Source organism: Streptomyces sp. TLI_105, from assembly GCF_900105415.1.
In the GTDB taxonomy this organism is placed as follows: domain Bacteria; phylum Actinomycetota; class Actinomycetes; order Streptomycetales; family Streptomycetaceae; genus Streptomyces.
Window position 1 is genome coordinate 1,413,851 of sequence record NZ_FNSM01000001.1, and the last position, 14,797, is coordinate 1,428,647.

At 72.1% G+C, this 14,797-nt stretch carries 16 protein-coding genes and 1 pseudogene; 6 read left to right on the plus strand and 11 right to left on the minus strand.

Annotated features, from left to right (window positions below; all coding sequences use genetic code 11):
- Positions 1 to 921 carry a M56 family metallopeptidase gene (locus BLW86_RS06395; protein WP_093873112.1) on the plus strand — a complete coding sequence of 307 codons (921 nt, stop codon included), beginning with the start codon at positions 1 to 3 and terminating at the stop codon, positions 919 to 921.
- A gap of 127 nt (positions 922 to 1,048) precedes the next feature.
- Here the strand turns inward: BLW86_RS06395 and BLW86_RS06400 are convergent, their stop codons facing one another.
- Positions 1,049 to 1,504, minus strand: a complete 456-nt coding sequence (locus BLW86_RS06400) for a tellurite resistance TerB family protein (protein ID WP_093878526.1) — start codon at positions 1,502 to 1,504, stop codon at positions 1,049 to 1,051.
- Positions 1,505 to 1,862: 358 nt separating this feature from the next.
- On the minus strand, positions 1,863 to 2,921 hold the full coding sequence (locus BLW86_RS06405; RefSeq protein ID WP_093873113.1) for a sporulation protein: 1,059 nt from the start codon (positions 2,919 to 2,921) through the stop codon (positions 1,863 to 1,865).
- A gap of 185 nt (positions 2,922 to 3,106) precedes the next feature.
- Here BLW86_RS06405 and BLW86_RS06410 point away from each other — a divergent pair, with 185 nt between their 5' ends.
- Positions 3,107 to 3,382, plus strand: a complete 276-nt coding sequence (locus BLW86_RS06410) for an ArsR/SmtB family transcription factor (protein ID WP_256341239.1) — start codon at positions 3,107 to 3,109, stop codon at positions 3,380 to 3,382.
- Between the two features lie 12 nt (positions 3,383 to 3,394).
- Here BLW86_RS06410 and BLW86_RS06415 read toward each other — a convergent pair.
- Positions 3,395 to 3,667, minus strand: a pseudogene (locus tag BLW86_RS06415) (hypothetical protein); the annotation flags it as partial.
- A 375-nt stretch (positions 3,668 to 4,042) separates the two neighbouring features.
- Between BLW86_RS06415 and BLW86_RS06420 the strand changes: the two are divergent.
- Both BLW86_RS06420 and BLW86_RS06425 read left to right on the plus strand, forming a co-directional pair.
- Positions 4,043 to 4,663 (plus strand): hypothetical protein, encoded by a 621-nt coding sequence (locus tag BLW86_RS06420; RefSeq protein ID WP_143060230.1) that lies wholly within the window; start codon positions 4,043 to 4,045, stop codon positions 4,661 to 4,663.
- Positions 4,664 to 4,901: 238 nt separating this feature from the next.
- Positions 4,902 to 5,672, plus strand: a complete 771-nt coding sequence (locus tag BLW86_RS06425; RefSeq protein ID WP_093873116.1) for a class I SAM-dependent methyltransferase — start codon at positions 4,902 to 4,904, stop codon at positions 5,670 to 5,672.
- 20 nt (positions 5,673 to 5,692) lie between these two features.
- On the opposite strand, the gene BLW86_RS06430 is transcribed toward BLW86_RS06425, so the two are convergent.
- A complete protein-coding gene (locus tag BLW86_RS06430; RefSeq protein ID WP_093873117.1) occupies positions 5,693 to 6,115 on the minus strand; it encodes a hypothetical protein in 423 nt (140 codons plus the stop codon).
- The gene (locus BLW86_RS06435; protein WP_093873118.1) at positions 6,112 to 8,112 is read right to left on the minus strand and encodes a heavy metal translocating P-type ATPase; all 2,001 of its coding nucleotides are present in this window, start codon (positions 8,110 to 8,112) and stop codon (positions 6,112 to 6,114) included. Before BLW86_RS06435 ends, BLW86_RS06430 begins: the two co-directional genes overlap by 4 nt.
- A gap of 93 nt (positions 8,113 to 8,205) precedes the next feature.
- On the opposite strand from BLW86_RS06435, the gene BLW86_RS06440 reads away from it, so the two are divergent.
- The gene (locus tag BLW86_RS06440; protein WP_093873119.1) at positions 8,206 to 8,595 is read left to right on the plus strand and encodes an ArsR/SmtB family transcription factor; all 390 of its coding nucleotides are present in this window, start codon (positions 8,206 to 8,208) and stop codon (positions 8,593 to 8,595) included.
- Here BLW86_RS06440 and BLW86_RS43985 read toward each other — a convergent pair.
- The 3 genes from BLW86_RS43985 to BLW86_RS06455 form a co-directional block, all read right to left on the minus strand.
- The gene (locus BLW86_RS43985; RefSeq protein WP_093873120.1) at positions 8,514 to 9,230 is read right to left on the minus strand and encodes an MFS transporter; all 717 of its coding nucleotides are present in this window, start codon (positions 9,228 to 9,230) and stop codon (positions 8,514 to 8,516) included. The two genes, BLW86_RS06440 and BLW86_RS43985, sit on opposite strands and share 82 nt — an antisense overlap.
- 94 nt (positions 9,231 to 9,324) lie before the next feature.
- Entirely contained in the window at positions 9,325 to 10,059 is a 735-nt protein-coding gene (locus tag BLW86_RS06450) for a DUF1775 domain-containing protein (RefSeq protein ID WP_256341240.1), read from the minus strand.
- A 52-nt stretch (positions 10,060 to 10,111) separates the two neighbouring features.
- Positions 10,112 to 10,774 (minus strand): hypothetical protein, encoded by a 663-nt coding sequence (locus BLW86_RS06455; protein WP_093873121.1) that lies wholly within the window; start codon positions 10,772 to 10,774, stop codon positions 10,112 to 10,114.
- A gap of 555 nt (positions 10,775 to 11,329) precedes the next feature.
- Here BLW86_RS06455 and BLW86_RS06460 point away from each other — a divergent pair.
- On the plus strand, positions 11,330 to 11,875 hold the full coding sequence (locus tag BLW86_RS06460; protein WP_093873122.1) for an RICIN domain-containing protein: 546 nt from the start codon (positions 11,330 to 11,332) through the stop codon (positions 11,873 to 11,875).
- A 485-nt stretch (positions 11,876 to 12,360) separates the two neighbouring features.
- Here the strand turns inward: BLW86_RS06460 and BLW86_RS06465 are convergent, their stop codons facing one another.
- The 3 genes from BLW86_RS06465 to BLW86_RS06475 form a co-directional block, all read right to left on the minus strand.
- A complete protein-coding gene (locus tag BLW86_RS06465) occupies positions 12,361 to 13,422 on the minus strand; it encodes a hypothetical protein (RefSeq protein WP_093878528.1) in 1,062 nt (353 codons plus the stop codon).
- 17 nt (positions 13,423 to 13,439) lie between these two features.
- Positions 13,440 to 14,024, minus strand: coding sequence for a TerD family protein (locus BLW86_RS06470; protein ID WP_093873123.1), 585 nt, complete (start codon positions 14,022 to 14,024; stop codon positions 13,440 to 13,442).
- A 130-nt stretch (positions 14,025 to 14,154) separates the two neighbouring features.
- The gene (locus tag BLW86_RS06475; RefSeq protein ID WP_143060231.1) at positions 14,155 to 14,595 is read right to left on the minus strand and encodes a hypothetical protein; all 441 of its coding nucleotides are present in this window, start codon (positions 14,593 to 14,595) and stop codon (positions 14,155 to 14,157) included.
- Between the last annotated feature and the right edge of the window lie 202 nt (positions 14,596 to 14,797).

Below are 14,797 nucleotides of genomic sequence, written 5' to 3' on the forward strand. Positions count from 1 at the left end.
GTGGGAGTCTTCGTCTTCCTTCCGCTGGTACCGCCCCTGACGGCGTGGCCGATCGCCCGGCCGGCCGAGAAACACCTGCATCCCAGAACCGCCACGTGGCTTCTGACCGGCGTCCCCGGCGTCTTCGCCGTGTGCAGCACGCTGTGCCTGGCCCTGCTCATGGTGGTGGGCACGGCCCAGCTGCCCGGTAACCCCCTGCCCGACGGCTGGTCCGACCCGGAGGTGCGCGAGGCCGTCCCGTACGACGAGGTCGCGGGCAAGGCCGCGATCGCGGTGCTGGTCTCGTGCGCGAGGACGGCCCGGCGTCACCAGGTGGTCCGCAGGAGGGCCGAGCGCGCCCTCGCCGGCCTGCCGACGACGCCGGTGGCCGTGCTGCCCGATCCGGTGCCGTACGCGTACGCGCTGCCCGGCCGCCGAGACCGCGTCGTCGTCACCACGGGCATGCTGGCCGGGCTGACCGCCCCGGAACGGCGCGCCCTGTTCGCCCACGAGCGCGCCCACCTCGCAGGGCGCCACCACCGGTTCCTCCTCGCCGTCCAGCTCGCCGCCCGCGCCAACCCGGTCCTACGGCCCCTGCGGACCGCGGTGGCGTTCACGGTCGAGCGGTGGGCGGACGAAGAGGCGGCGAACGCCGTCGGCGATCGCCGGACCGTGGCCCGGGCGATCGGCAAGTCCGCGCTGATCTCCCAGGGCTCGCCCGTCGCCACCCTCGCTCATTTCGCCGCCCCGGCGGGGCCCGTGCCCCGCCGGGTGGCCGCCCTGCTGGGCCCGGCACCGACGGCGCGGATCTGGCCGCCCGTCTTCACCAAGGTGAGCCTGGCCGCGTGGACGGCCGCGGCCGGCATCGCCGCCTCGGCTCTGTCGTCGGCGAACGCCGCCATCACGCTCGCGGTCATCCTGCACGCAGCCACCCCGATGTAGCGGGTCGCGGCACGCCGATCCGCTGACGACCGGCAGCACGAGCCGGCCCAGCGTGCCGATGACCCCTCCGATCACGACGGCGCTGATCACACCGGAGATCTACGTGCGGGCCGCCTTCCCGGCCTGGCTACAGGTCGAACTCGTGGGGCGGAAGGTCGAGCGTGAAGCAGGCCTCCCGCACCACGGCCTGCTCGGTCTTGTCGAAGTCGCCGTCGGCGCCGCCGATGACGATGCCGATCTGGATGACGGCGCGGGCCTCGGCGGGCTTCTTCTTCGCCTTGGCGATCTCCTGCAGAACGCTGACCTTGCCGAAGTCGAAGTCGGCGGTCAGCTTGTTCAGGTTGCCCTCGAAGCGGCGCTGCAGATCCGTCGCGTCGAAGTTCTGCAGCACCTCGTTGGTGGCGATCAGTTGCGCGACACGCTGCCGCTCGGCGGGGTCGATCGTGCCGTCGGCGGCGGCGACCAGCGCGCACATGGCCATGCTCGCGTCACGGAAGGCACCGGACTTGAGGTCGTTCTTCTTGGCGTTCAGCTGAGTCTGCATCGTCGATGCGGACTCCTTGATGCGGTCCCACAGGGCCACGGCCCACTCCATCGCGTCAGGGAGGGTCCGGAGCGGGTGACGGAAGCGCGGCCTGCCCGAACATCCTCCTACTTCTACGTCCATGTAGAAGTTATCAGGGATGGTCGCGATCGTCGTAGCGATGCGAGAGGCCGTCAGCGGGTCAGCGCCTCCAGGCCCTTGGCCGACCGCCTCTCGAAGTACGCGTTGCGCGTGACGGCCTTGCCCGATCCGTCGAGCGCTCCGTACGTACCCGGTCACGCGACGCCGAACCGCGCCCGGATGCCGCGACGGCGGGCGACACGCTCACGCCGCCGCCGCGATACGGCTGGAGGCCTCGCAGGCCCCTCGGGCCCGCGAGGCCTACCCCGGAGGAGGGTCAGCCATCATCGCCTTCGTCGCCCGCGTCGCCCTCGTCGTCCCCTTCGAAGAAGTCGCCCACCTCGTCGACGATCTCGGCGGCGACCATGCCGCCCGCCACGCCCACGGCGAGACCCGCGGCTCCGGCGGCGATCGCGGTACCCATGCCCGGGCCCGAGTGGTGTCCGTCGCCGTGGCGGCCGTGACCGTAGCCATCCTTGCGGCCGCGACCGCCGTACGGGTCGTGGCCACCCTGGGCGAAGAGCGCGCCGCCGTGCGTGGGCGCGCCGTGAGTGCCGTAGGAGGCACGGTGATCGACGAGGCGGCGAAGCCAGTGGTCGACCTCGGCGTTCCAGTCGACCTGCTCGACGCCGTGGTGGCTGACGGTGAAGCGGCTGAGGGCGTCGTGGCCCTCGGAGAAGAAGCCGCCGCGCTTGTCGGCCTCCAGGACCACGTCAAGGCCGGCGGGGTCGGCCAGGAAGGTCACCTCGATCTCGTTGACCTGGTCCGCGTACCGCGGGGACGGGGCGAGCTCGATCTCCTGGTAGAACGGCAACCGCCGGCCGGTACCGCCGATGTGCCCCAGCTCCAGGTCGGCCGACCTGAAGCCGAAGCCCAACTGCCCGAAGGCCTCCAGGATCGCCTCCTGCGCGGGCAGCGGCCGGACGGCCAGCGGGTCCCTGTCGCCCTTGTCCCGCGAGCCGGCGACGCCGAGTTCGGTACGCACCCCGAGGGCGATGCCCAGGCCCTGCCCGTACAGCTCCGTGAGGGGCGTCTCCCAGGGCAGCGGGAAGGAGAACGGCACGCTGCGGAGTTCGCCCTCCGCGAGGCGGAAGTTCCCGCCGACGACGTGCTGGTGGAAGACGACGAGGCCCTCGGACTCGCCGCCGTCGTGCTCCGCCTCGACCCGGGCCACGAGTTCCAGCGTGATGTGCTCGATCGTGAAGTCGGCGTCGCCGCCCTTCAGATGGACCTGACCGCCCAGGACGCCGCCAGGCGTCACCGCGCCGGGATCGAGCACCGTGTCCACCGAGGGGCCGCCGACGCCGAGCGAGCCGAGCAGACGCTTGAACACCATCTGGCGTTCACTCCTTCATATCGCGTGGGTGGTTCAGCGCTTCGGGCCGTGTCATCTCCAGGCCGTCTACATGCGTGTAGAAGCATAGGGGCGGGAGCCACCTGCCGACATCAGGCGGGATTGAGCCGCCGCACGCTCTCGGACACACCACGGCAGCGCATTCAGCCGGGAGAGGGAGGGCACAGGTGGCGGCAGAGGGGGCGGGCTCTCTCGCGGAGGCGTCCGGCGCGATGCCGCAACAGGCCGCCGGGACCTTCGGACTGCTCGCGTCGCCGGCACGCCTGCACATCCTCCAGGTGCCGGCGCGCGGCGAACGCCACGTGACCGACATCGCGGACGTCGTCGGCGGAGCGCCTCCGTCACTCAGCCGGCATCTGTCCGTCTTGCGAACGGACAAGCCCGCCATCGCCTGCCAGGCCGCGCTCCACGTCGCAGCCCTCCTCATCCGGACCCGCCCCTGAGCGGCGGGGAACCTACCCGGAGACGCTCGCCAGCCATCCGGTAGCGCCCACGACCTCGCGCGCCATGTCGACGACGGCCCGTCCGTCGGTCGCCACTCGCACCGTGTCCAGGGGCGACTGCTCCTCCGGAATCCGCGCCTTGCGGGCGCTGCCCTCCACCTCCCGCTCCGAGCCCAGTTCCCGACCGGTCAGCCGCTCACGAGCGGTGGCATCGGACGCGGTGAGCACCACCCGCACGATCCTGACGTTCGCGCCCGTGGCGCACCGGAACATGCCCTCGTCTTGCCGACGCCGGCGCGCCCTCCGATGAGCAAAACCTCTGCTTGATCCATGACCGCACCCTGCCACCGAGCAGTCGAACCGCGCGAACCACATGTGCGCGGATCAGGGAGGCAGACCCCAGGCGGAAGCCGAACGATCAGCACGGTGCTCCGTCTGACGAGGGGTGGCATCGCGACCGTCACGGCAGGGCCGGGGATGGTGCGCAGGTCGAGGAGCGCGGAGGCGACGGCACGTCGGCCATGGGTACGAATGGCCCGTCGTCCACGGCCGTCTCGACGAGTCGGCGGACCTGCACCTCAGGGTGGCGCAGCGTGTCGCTCCACCCGAATGTCGCATTCGCACGCAGAACCGGCGTGCTTCGGCCATGATGGTCAAGTCATGCCAATCTCCCGCGCATTCGACCGCCACCGCTCGACTCGGCGTCCGCCCGCAAAGAGCGCTGCCGCCTGTTCGATCGCCCTTGCCCTGACCGGCACCGGACTCGCCGCAGGGCTGCACCACGCGACGACGGACTCCGCCGCCTCCTGGCCCGCACCGGGAATCGCGGCAGTGCTCCTCGCCGCGTGCGCCTACCCGGCCATCCGCTCCGGAGCACCCCGCGCAGGCACTCTCGCCCTCACCACCGCGCAAGCGCTCCTGCCCAGCTGGCTGGCGCTGACGAGGACGGACGTCCCCGCGGCTCGACTGGACGGTCGCCTTCGGCTTCCGGCGGCCCGGCACCACCAGCCCCTGGCCATGGCCGCGTTGAACCTTCTCGCCGGGCTCGCCCTGATCCTCCTCCTCCGCAGCACGGCCGATCTGCCCGCCCGCCTGACGTACGCGGCGGCCGGCACCGCACACCGCTGGTGGACGAACCTGCCGTACGTCATCCGCCTCCTCCTGCGCCGCACGGACGAGCCACTGCCACGGCCGAGGCGGGCGCCCCGACCGGCCGTCGCGCTGCGGCGACCGCATGCGCTCGTGGTTCTGCTGCATCGCGCTCAGCCCTGTGCCCCGTAACCCCCGCGCAGCACTCCACCGCGCCATGCCCTCACGCACGCCCGTGTCTTCGGCGTGCCCTCACCGACACCGGAGTGTCTGCTGTGCCTGCCGTACCAGCCCTACCCGCACCACAGAAGCACGCGGAACCGAACCAGGCTCCACCCCCGCCCGATTCACGGTCCCGCCCCACGCCCGCATCGACAGTTCCGCGCGTTTCGGGCACCTAAAGTGGAAACAACCTGGGAGGTCATGCCGAATGAGGACAGCCGAGAAAGGAACGGCGGCACTGAAGTCGGGCCTCAAGCGACTCCTCGGGCGTACCGGATTCGACCTCGTGCGCAGCACCGACAACCGGGGTGGAGTGGACGACTTCCTCCCGTTCGAGGCCACCATGCGGGCCGCACGGTCAGCCGGCCTGTCGGTGGGTGACTACATCGACGAGGTCATGAACGGCACGCCCGGCGCCACCCGGTCCACCATCGACGAACTGCGCGCTCTCGGCGTCTTCGCCGCCGCTCCGAAGACGGTGCTGGAGATCGGCCCCGGGTCCGGCCGGTACCTGGAGAAGACGCTGAAGGAGTGCTCGCCGGGCCGCTACGAGATCTACGAGACGGCGGCGCCCTGGGCCGACTACCTCGTGGACACGTTCAAGGTGGTCGCCCAGCCGACCGCGGAATGCAGTCTCGCCCCGACACCCGACGGGAGCGTCGACCTCGTCCAGGCCCACAAGGTCTTCAACACCGTGACCTTCCTCAGCGCCTCCCGCTACTTCTTCGAGATGGCGCGCGTCACGCGTCCCGGCGGCCGGATCGTCTTCGACGTCATGACGGAGACCTGCCTGGACCCGGCCACGATGCGCGCCTGGGCGACGAAGGGCGGGGTGGGGCACGGCTCCTACCCGGCCGCCATGCCCCGCCAGGCATGCGTGGACCTCTTCACGACCCTCGGTTGTGGTCTGGAAGCCGGCTTCACGGCCCCCATGGGCTTCGCCTCCACCGAGGTCCTCGTCTTCCGGAAGGGGGCCTGACACCCGGGTCGCCCGGTGCCCTACCCGTCGGGCAGTTCGGCGCGGACGCGGCGGGAGGGTCTGAAGGCGTAGAGGTCGAGGACGCCCGGCGGGTCCGCGAGGCCGGGGCCGCCGGCCTCGATCCAGGCGGCGACGTGCCCGGCGGCGTCCTCGTCGTCGACCAGGCCGAGCCAGACCGGCCGGCCGCCCGCCGCGCGTCCGGCGGCGGAGGGCTGGACGACGATGACGTCGGCCTGCTCGCAGGAGTCCAGGCAGCCGGTGACCCGGACCTGTGCCCCCGCCGGCATCGCACGGCGCAGGGCCGCGAGTCGTGCGGCGTGGTCGACCCCGGGGATCTTGGATGTGCCGCAGCAGCAGCCCCGGCACACCGTCACCGCGCAGGCCGCCGCCCCTGCCCGAGCGGGGGCGGCGGCCTCCTTCCGCTTGCCCGTGCGGCGGCTCATCGCACGTCCGGGCGGGCGCGCCGCCAGGCGCCGTCGGCGAGGAGGCGCAGGCCGTTGAGACCGACGAGGACGGTGGAGCCCTCGTGTCCGGCGACGCCCAGCGGCAGGGGCAGGGTGCCGACCAGGTCCCAGACGGCCAGGACGGCGATGAAGGCACCCGCGATGACGAGGTTCTGGATCACCAGCGAGCGGGCGCGGCGGGAGAGGTTCACCACGGTGGGGATGGTGGCGAGTTCGTCGCGGACGACGACGGCGTCGGCGGTCTCCAGGGCGAGGTCGGAGCCGGCCCGGCCCATGGCGATGCCGGTGTGGGCGGCGGCGAGGGCCGGGGCGTCGTTGACGCCGTCGCCGACCACCAGGACCTTGGCGCCGCCGTTCTGGAGTTCGTGGACGGCGGCGACCTTGTCCTGGGGCAGGAGGCCGGCCCGTACGTCGGTGATGCCGACCTCGGCGGCGAGCCGGGCGGCGGCGCGCGGGTTGTCGCCGGTCACCAGGACCGGGGCGCGGCCGGTCAGTTCGGCCAGGGCGCGGGTGGCCGTGGCGGCCTCGGGGCGGAGCCGGTCGGCGATCCCGAGGACGCCGGCCGGGCGGCCGTCGAGGGTGACCACGACGGCGGTGCGGCCCTCCTCCTCCAGTGCGGCGGCCAGGACGGCGGCCGGGTGGGCGGGGTCGTCGAGGAGGCGGGCGGGGCTGCCGACCGTGACGGCGTGACCGTCGACCGTCGCAGTGACACCCGTGCCGGGAGCGGAGGAGAAGTCCGAAGCCGTGGGCAGGTCCAGGTCGCGGGCGCGGGCGGCGTCCACGACGGCGCGGGCCAGGGGGTGTTCGCTGGAGTGCTCGGCCGCCGCCGCGAGACGCAGGAGTCCGTCCTCGTCGAGACCGGAACCGGAACCGGAGCCGGAACCGGAGCCGGAGCCGTCGAGCGGACGCAGGTCGGTCAGGCGCGGGGTGCCCTCGGTGAGGGTGCCGGTCTTGTCGAGCGCCACCGCGTCGACCTGTCCCAGGCGTTCCATGACGACGGCGGACTTCACCAGCACGCCGTGGCGGCCGGCGTTGGCCATCGCGGACAGCAGCGGCGGCATCGTGGCCAGGACGACGGCGCACGGCGAGGCGACGATCATGAAGGTCATCGCGCGCAGCAGCGTGGACTGCAGATCCGCGCCCATGAGCAGCGGGATCACGAAGACCAGCAGGGTGGCGGCGACCATGCCGAGGCTGTAGCGCTGCTCGACCTTCTCGATGAACAGCTGGGTCGGCGCCTTCGTCCCCGCCGCTTCCTCGACCATCGCCACGATCCGGGCGATCACCGACTCCGACGGGTCGCGCTCGACCTTCACCCGCAGGGCACCGGAGCCGTTCAGGGTGCCGGCGAACACCTCGTCGCCGGGCTGCTTGGCCACGGGCAGCGGCTCACCGGTGATGGTGGCCTGGTCGACGTCGCTCGCGCCGTCGAGCACCCGGCCGTCGGCGCCGACGCGCTCTCCGGGCCGTACGAGGACGACGTCGCCCACGGCGAGGGAGTCGGCCGGGACGGTCTCCTCCGTGCCGTCGTCCGCGAGCCGGGTCGCCGTCTCCGGAGCCAGGTCGAGCAGGCCGCGTACGGAGTCGGCGGTACGGGCGGTGGCGACGGCCTCCAGGGCGCCGGAGGTGGCGAAGATGACGATCAGCAGCGCGCCGTCCAGAACCTGGCCGATCGCGGCGGCGCCGAGGGCCGCGACCACCATCAGCAGGTCCACATCCAGGGCCTTGTCCTTGAGGGCCTTCAGGCCCTCCCAGCCCGGCTCCCAGCCTCCGGTCACGTACACGGCCGCGAACAGCGGGCCCCACAGCCATGCCGGGGCGTCCAGCAGGTGGAGCGGGAGGGCGGCCAGGAACAGCACCAGGGCCGCGAGCGCCCAGCGGGCCTCGGGCAGCGCCAGGATCCGGGTGCGCCGCCGCGGCGGGACGGGGCGCGGTCCGGCGGCGGCCGTCGACGGCCGTTCCAGGACAGAAGACATGACAAAGCAACCCTTCACGGGCGGATGGGGCGACCCACCCACCATACAAGAACATCTGAACAGCTCTTCATGTCTCGTCCGTATCATGGTCGCATGGGCCACGGAACGAACTCCAACAGCGCCACCACCCGCGAACGCCTCGACACGGTCGGCGCGACCGACGTCGCCGCGACCCTCCAGGCCCTCGCCACGCCCTCGCGGCTCTACATCCTGGCGCGCCTCCGCGAGGGACCTTCGTCGGTCGGCGACCTCGCCGCCGACGTCGGCATGGAGCCCTCGGCCTGTTCCCACCAGCTCCGCCTGCTGCGCAACCTCGGCCTGGTGACCGGCGAACGCCACGGCCGCTCGATCGTCTACGCGCTGTACGACAACCACGTCGCCGAGCTTCTCGACCAGGCGCTCTACCACGTCGAGCACCTGCGCACGGGCACCCGCGACCTCCCCGTCGAGCTCGCCGCCCCGGCCACGGCCGAGCAGCGCTGAGCGAAGGGGTCACGGCGCCCGTCCAGGGGGCGCTCAGGCCGACGTCGCCGCTTCGGCTTCGGCGCGGGTGAGGGGGCCGCCCCGCCCCAGGCCAACAGCACCGCGCGCAGCACGAGAGCGGTGGCCCCGACCGCCACGCCCATCGGCCCCGCTCCTGCGTACGGCAGGACGGGCGGGGACTGTGCGGCGCCGAGGAGGACGAAGGCGACGGTTCGCAGGGCGCAGCCGCCCGGGATCATCGGGTTGCGGCCGTAGCGGTCGACGAGGGTGCCGCCGATGAGGAACATGCCCTGCCGGGAGAGGTTGCGCACGCCCAGGACGAGGCCGACGGTCCAGGTCGGCATCCCGCAGACCGGGGGAAAGATGGTCGGCGAGGTGGGCATCAGCATGGAGAAGCCCAGGTTGATGCCGAACTGGTTCACCCTCAGCAGCCGGGCGGCCGGATCGAAGGACGCGAACTGCGCCCGCAGCGGCCGGCACGCGGCGACGTCGTCGGGGTTGGCGTACCGGTCCGGGCAGTACGCGCCGGGCGCCGCGGCCAGGAGCGCCGCGACCCGCTCCTCGTCCGGCTCGCGGAGGGCACGGTCGCCGGGCAGCGCGAGGAGATCGGCCTGATGACCGACATGCTGAAGCACCGCGGGGCGGCCCCGCTCGACTGAACAGGGCCGCCTTCGTGGAAGGGGTGTGCCGCCGGTCGGCGGCACACCCCTTCCTCACCGCAGGGCGCGATCAGCCGTCCGCGCGGTCACGTCGCCGGTTCCACAGCAGGACGCCGGCCGTGGCCAAGGCCAGGACGGCGACGCCCACGATCATGAGAAGGGTGTTCGGCGAGGAGTCTTCCGCCTCCGAAGCCCCCTCCCCGGCCTTGGCGTCGGACGCGGCAGGGGTGGTCGGCGCCGCGCTCGTGGGGGCCGCGGTGGGGATGGGCGTCGTGGCCGGCGCGGTGCTCGGGGCGACCGGCTCGGCCCCCGGCGCGGCCGGGCCGAGCTCAAGGACGGGAGCCGGGCTGCCCGAGTGGCCGCCGTCCCCGTGGGACTTCTCCAGCTCGATCCAACGGTCCACACGGCCGTCGCTGTAGGTCTGCAGCGTCTTGAACGCCAGCGACTTGGCGTCGGGCAGCTGCCGGATCACGACCTTGTAGGCGGCGTCCTCGCCGGCCGCGACGGCGGGGCCGGAGACGGCGTAGCCACGATCGGTGGGAGTGAGCCGCCAGCCGGCCGGGCCGCTCTTGTAAGCGACGTCGGAGGGCTTGATCCCTTCGGGCAGGACGACCTCCAGCTTGGCGATGCCGGCCGTCGGCGATTCGGATTCGGCGTTGAAGGACAGCTCGACGTTCTCGGCGAGCGCCCGGGGGTTCTCGGCCTCGACCTCGACGTGGGCGAAGGCGGAGGTGGTCATCGCGAGCGAGGCGGCGAGCGTCGCAGCCGCGACGAACGGGGCACGGGCCCGGAGAGTGCGGTACACGGTCTACTCCGTGGTGTGTGGGGTGTGCGGGCATGCCGGAGCACGCCCTCGGTCAGACGGTGACGAGTCGTCCGACCGGTGGCCCCCGGCGCACCACGACGTGGGCCAGCAGCACCACGGATGGGTACGCACGCGACCGCGTCCGGGGGCGTACGTGGCGGTCCGCGGGCGCAGCCGGCAGGAAGCGCCTTGGCGAGAGGAGCCGTACCAGGAGTTCGGTGACGGCGTCGGCAAGGCGGTGCGCGGCTGCTGTGACGGCACCACGCACGGCCACGTCGGCGCGCTGCATCAGCCACGCCACCAGCAGGGCCGCCACGAGGTGCGCCACGCTCATCGACATGCCGTGGTGCCCGGCGTGCCAGACGGCGTCGCTGCCGTGCGACGCGTGCGCGTGGTGCGCGTGGTGCGCGGCTGGACCGTCGGCCCAGTTGAACCAGAAGTGCAGCAGCGCCTGCGCACCCGCTGTCGCCGCCATCGTGGCGGGCAGCTCAGCCGGGCGACCCACGATCCGGAGCGCGCCCAGAAAGAGGAGCACACCGCCCGGCAGGCCGGCCGTCCAGGACGCGGCGTGCCCGGACGCCAGGTGATGCCCCGTAACAGCCAGACCCGTACTGACGCCGCTGAACAGTCCCGCGCGGACAACCCGGCCCGGCACGTCGCCGTCCGGCTCCCCGCCGGGGCGACGCGCGGAGCGGGGGCGGCTCGTCCACGGCATGGCGGGCCCATCATGAACCACGCCGCCCACCCCGTACACAGCGCCCAGGAACTCACGACAAGGTTCGGTGATCAGGCAGTCCACCTACGGGCGGCAACGGATGTCGGTCGGGTTCGGCATCACCTGATGCCGAACTGGCTCTGAAGGGCGCCGAGTTCTGGGAACGCCCGCTGACCCGTGTCTCGCGTCAGGCCCACGAGGACCGTCCGTCAGCGTCACGATCGCCTTACGCCCCCTGTACTTCAGTCACCTCTGCTCGATCGCCGAGTACCGGCCCGTCCGGCCGGCCAAGGCATCCGAGAGGGACCCCTGGATGCGGTCCGCTCCGGCCCGGACGGCGCGGACGAGGGCTTTGGAGGGCTTTGATCGGGGCCGCTCATGGGTGCTCGCCGGGCAGAGGGGCGGAGGGATCGGGTTCCGCCGGATCGGCGGAACCTACGACGTGCAACGTCTCAAGTAGGCCTTATAGAGCATCAGTTACGTCGCAAATTTGTGCGATCATGAACGGCGATTTCCGGCCGTTCGCCGGATCTCCCTTATCGATTGCAGAGGACCATGAAACTCACCGCGTTCGCCCGTGCCCGGCACGGGCTCCTTCTTGTTGCCGCGTCCCTCGGTCTCGTCTTCGGCCTCTCGGCCGCTCCGGCCCAGGCCGCGTCGTCCCTCTATTACCTCTCCACCGTCGAGATCCGCGCGGACCACTCCGGCCAGTGTCTTGAGGTGGCGGACTGGAGCACGGCGAACGGCGCGGCCGTTCGCCAGTGGCCCTGCACCGGTGGCGCCAACCAGAAGTGGCACCGCTACTCCTCGACGGACCTGCCCGTCGGGGAGTACTACTACGTGAACGTCCACAGCGGCAAGTGCCTGGAGATCGGCGGCTGGGCACGCAACAACGGTGCGACCGCCAACCAGTGGGACTGCCACTGGGGCCTCAACCAGGTCTTCTCCGGCCAGTCCTTGCTCGCCATGGACTACTCGTACGCCCAGGGCAAGTGCCTGGAGATAGCCGACTGGAGCCAGCAGGCGGGCGCTCCCGCGCGACTGTGGACGTGCCACTACGGCGCCAACCAGAGCTTCGGCATCACGGCCACGGACTGGTAAGCCCCTGGGCGGGCGCCGGGCCTCTGCCCGGCGCCCGCCCGTTCCGCAGCTGGACGCCCTGCCTCGCCGGGCAGGCACCTGCCGGACTCCGGGGACCGACGCTCATCCAGCAGCCGGTCGTAGATCCTCCTCGCCGTGGGGAACTGCTCCCGCGCTGCGGTCAGATCGGCCGTGCGGATGCCGTCGATCGCCGGCCTGAAGGGGCCGGCCGCGCTTCCCGTGGCCGCGTCTTCGTCCGCGGTTCCGGCAGCTCCGCCACCAGTGCCCTCTGCGCGGTCTCGTAGCCGACGCCGTACTCCGTATGACCGCACGCAGCGGCAGGCCGGCCTTCGCGTCACGGCGGATCGCCGCGCACAGATCGACCTCGGGCTTCGGCAGCACCCCGGCGCCCTCGTCGTGCAGAGCGCAACCATGGGCCCGAAGCAAGGACTCAGGTGTTTCCAGAACCCGGAACTCACCTACACGGCCAGCCGTGGTGCGGCCGGCTAATCGCCTCCGCCGTCCCCGCCCCCACCGTCTCCTCCGCCATCGCCCCCGCCGGAGTCGCCCGAGTCGCCGCCGTCCGAGCCCCAGCCGTCCCCGCCTCCGGGCTCGTTGTCGTCGCCGCCGCTGCCCAGGTTGCTGAACCAGGAGCGGTCCCAGTCCCCGTCAGTGACCACCGGCTCACCGCCGTCGGTTTGGCGCCGCTGCGACCGGAACCGCGCCAGGCCCGTCGTGTCCCCGAGGCCGAAGGCGACGGCGAAGACCTGGGCCATGACCGCGTCCAGCGGATCCGGGCTCTCGTAGCGCACGGGGGCGAGCGGCAGCAGGATCGAACCCGGCTCGACCGCGGGCCGGCGCGGTGGCCGCGTCAGCAGGGCGACGCGCTGTTCGTCACGCAGCAACCACGAACTCGTCGCGGTGGATCGCCGCAGCAGCCATCGCCGCCCCGACAGGTCCACTTCCACGGAACTCTTCGACTTGCGCAGCTTCTTCGTCAGCCTGAGGTGGGCGGTGACGTCGCCGATGGTCAGACACAGCCCCTTGGCCGGGTCGCCGGAGTCGCCGTGGAAGCCGTGCGGCGCCCGGATCCGCACGACCGGAGCCTGCGGCCCCCAGACGTCCACACGCACCAGGCGCCGGTCCACGGCAGCGGCGATCGGCCCCGCGGGACCCGCCGCGTACCGCCGTGCGATCCACAGCGGGACGCCTTCGGTCCAGGCTCGGACGGCCAGAGCGTGCACACCCTCCGGCCCGCCGCTCAGCCGCACGGCCAACTCGCCCAGCTCCCGGGCGAAGTCAGCGGCCTGCCGCACTCTCACCGGCGTGCTGGTGCCGGTGACGCGGGTCACCGGTACGACCCCGGCGCCCTGGGCCAGCCGCTCCAGCGGGCGCTCGGCCCCTCCGCCACCGAGCCAGTTCCCGCGCTGATAGACCTCCGCCATGGCCCCCAGGTTCAGCTCGCTCAGTGGCGTGATCCTGCCGCCCCTGCGCAGCTGTTCCTCGGTCAGCTCGACCGTCCGCGCCAGCGGATTCCACGACCGCTCGCCATAGAGCACCTGGCTCACCACAACCCCCGTACCTCTTACTTGCTGACCGCGAAACGCATCAGGGCGTGCTCGTCCCCTTGCTTGATCTTCCCCGTCACATTGATCACTTCGAGCTTCCACGCGTCACCGACGCGCATCGCCTTGGCCACCGCGCAGCCGTTGTCCTGGGTCAGCAGACTGGGCCAGATGTCGGCGACCTGCTGGGAGCTGCCCCCGGTCGCGTCGTAGACCTTGAAGCTGATGTTGCGCGCCTTCTGGAAGGAGCTTCCCTTCTTGTACGCGGCGGCGACGAAGACGATCGACGTGATGTTGGGCGGAACGCGGGCGAACTCGACGGTGACCGTCTCGTCGTCACCGTCACCGTGCCCGGTCTGGTTGTCGCCGCTGTGGACCAGCGAGCCGTTGCCCATGGGGTCGAGCGAGTCGAGCCCCGCGAGGCGCACCGGGTCGCCGCCCTGCATCGCGACGGCGATCAGGTCGAGGTCGGTGCCGGTCTTGCGGCGCAGCTTGCCCAGCACTCCGCCGGAACTGCCGGCGGTGGGGTCCCAGGAGGCCCCTATGGACAGGTGGGTCACTCCGTCCAGGTCTGCCGGGCCGTCTTCCTTGGTCAGCGTGATCATGGGCGCGTCATCCTTTGTAGAAGGTTCTACAACACCCAGAGTGTGCCGGGCCCCCTGGCGGTTCCCCCGAGTCGGGTGGGTCCCAAAATCCCTGGACGGGTCATTCCGATGTGATCACGGTCGTAGGCCATCAGAGATCGCGGCGTGCGGTCTTGCGGTGGTGTCGGACCGGCGCGGCCGGCACACGCGCCGCGCGACGCGGACGGCGACGACGCCCTCGAAGACGTCGCTCGCCTGCGTAGCCAACGCTTCTCGGGGGATGGTCAGGCTCCCGCGCGAGCACCAGCTCGGCGACGCAGATGCGCAGGTGCGGGGTGTGCTTGGTGGGGTCGGCGGAGCGTTCATGCCGTACCGAGCGGGGCTTCTCCACGAGCCGGCTCGTCGGGGACGTACGGAACACGAGACATCCCTCTTCCTCGGGCAAGTCGCCGCTCAACGAGGTACGGCTCATCTCCTCGGCCCGGGCATTGGTCGCTTCCTCTCCGCCTTCGACGGGAACCTTGGCCACCGGCTCCCCTGTGTCGCCGCCGCCGTGCGACTCGTTGGCCTCCCCCAGCACGTACCGGCTCATGACCCCGTATCCCCTGGGCTCCGCTTGTGCGCGCCTGGGGTTGCGGCTGTCCTTGGTGTGCATCCCGGCCGGCATGCCCCTCCTGTGGGCCCTGGGGAACCCGAAGCCGTAGTCGACGCCCCAACAGGCCCGGAACTCCATCGGCGAGCCCGAGCCGGGAGGTCTCCGGGACGGCGACCCCTTGGACATCGCGCTCGCCGCG

Bases quoted from the DNA above. Each gene is read 5' to 3' on its own strand.
- BLW86_RS06425 (WP_093873116.1), top strand. From the start codon at position 4,902: ATGAGGACAGCCGAGAAAGGAACGGCGGCACTGAAGTCGGGCCTCAAG.
- BLW86_RS06440 (WP_093873119.1), top strand. From the start codon at position 8,206: ATGGGCCACGGAACGAACTCCAACAGCGCCACCACCCGCGAACGCCTC.
- BLW86_RS06420 (WP_143060230.1), top strand. From the start codon at position 4,043: ATGCCAATCTCCCGCGCATTCGACCGCCACCGCTCGACTCGGCGTCCG.
- BLW86_RS06475 (WP_143060231.1), bottom strand. From the start codon at position 14,595: ATGAGCCGGTACGTGCTGGGGGAGGCCAACGAGTCGCACGGCGGCGGC.
- BLW86_RS06455 (WP_093873121.1), bottom strand. From the start codon at position 10,774: ATGCCGTGGACGAGCCGCCCCCGCTCCGCGCGTCGCCCCGGCGGGGAG.
- BLW86_RS06435 (WP_093873118.1), bottom strand. From the start codon at position 8,112: ATGTCTTCTGTCCTGGAACGGCCGTCGACGGCCGCCGCCGGACCGCGC.
- BLW86_RS06460 (WP_093873122.1), top strand. From the start codon at position 11,330: ATGAAACTCACCGCGTTCGCCCGTGCCCGGCACGGGCTCCTTCTTGTT.
- BLW86_RS06470 (WP_093873123.1), bottom strand. From the start codon at position 14,024: ATGATCACGCTGACCAAGGAAGACGGCCCGGCAGACCTGGACGGAGTG.
- BLW86_RS06405 (WP_093873113.1), bottom strand. From the start codon at position 2,921: ATGGTGTTCAAGCGTCTGCTCGGCTCGCTCGGCGTCGGCGGCCCCTCG.
- BLW86_RS06430 (WP_093873117.1), bottom strand. From the start codon at position 6,115: ATGAGCCGCCGCACGGGCAAGCGGAAGGAGGCCGCCGCCCCCGCTCGG.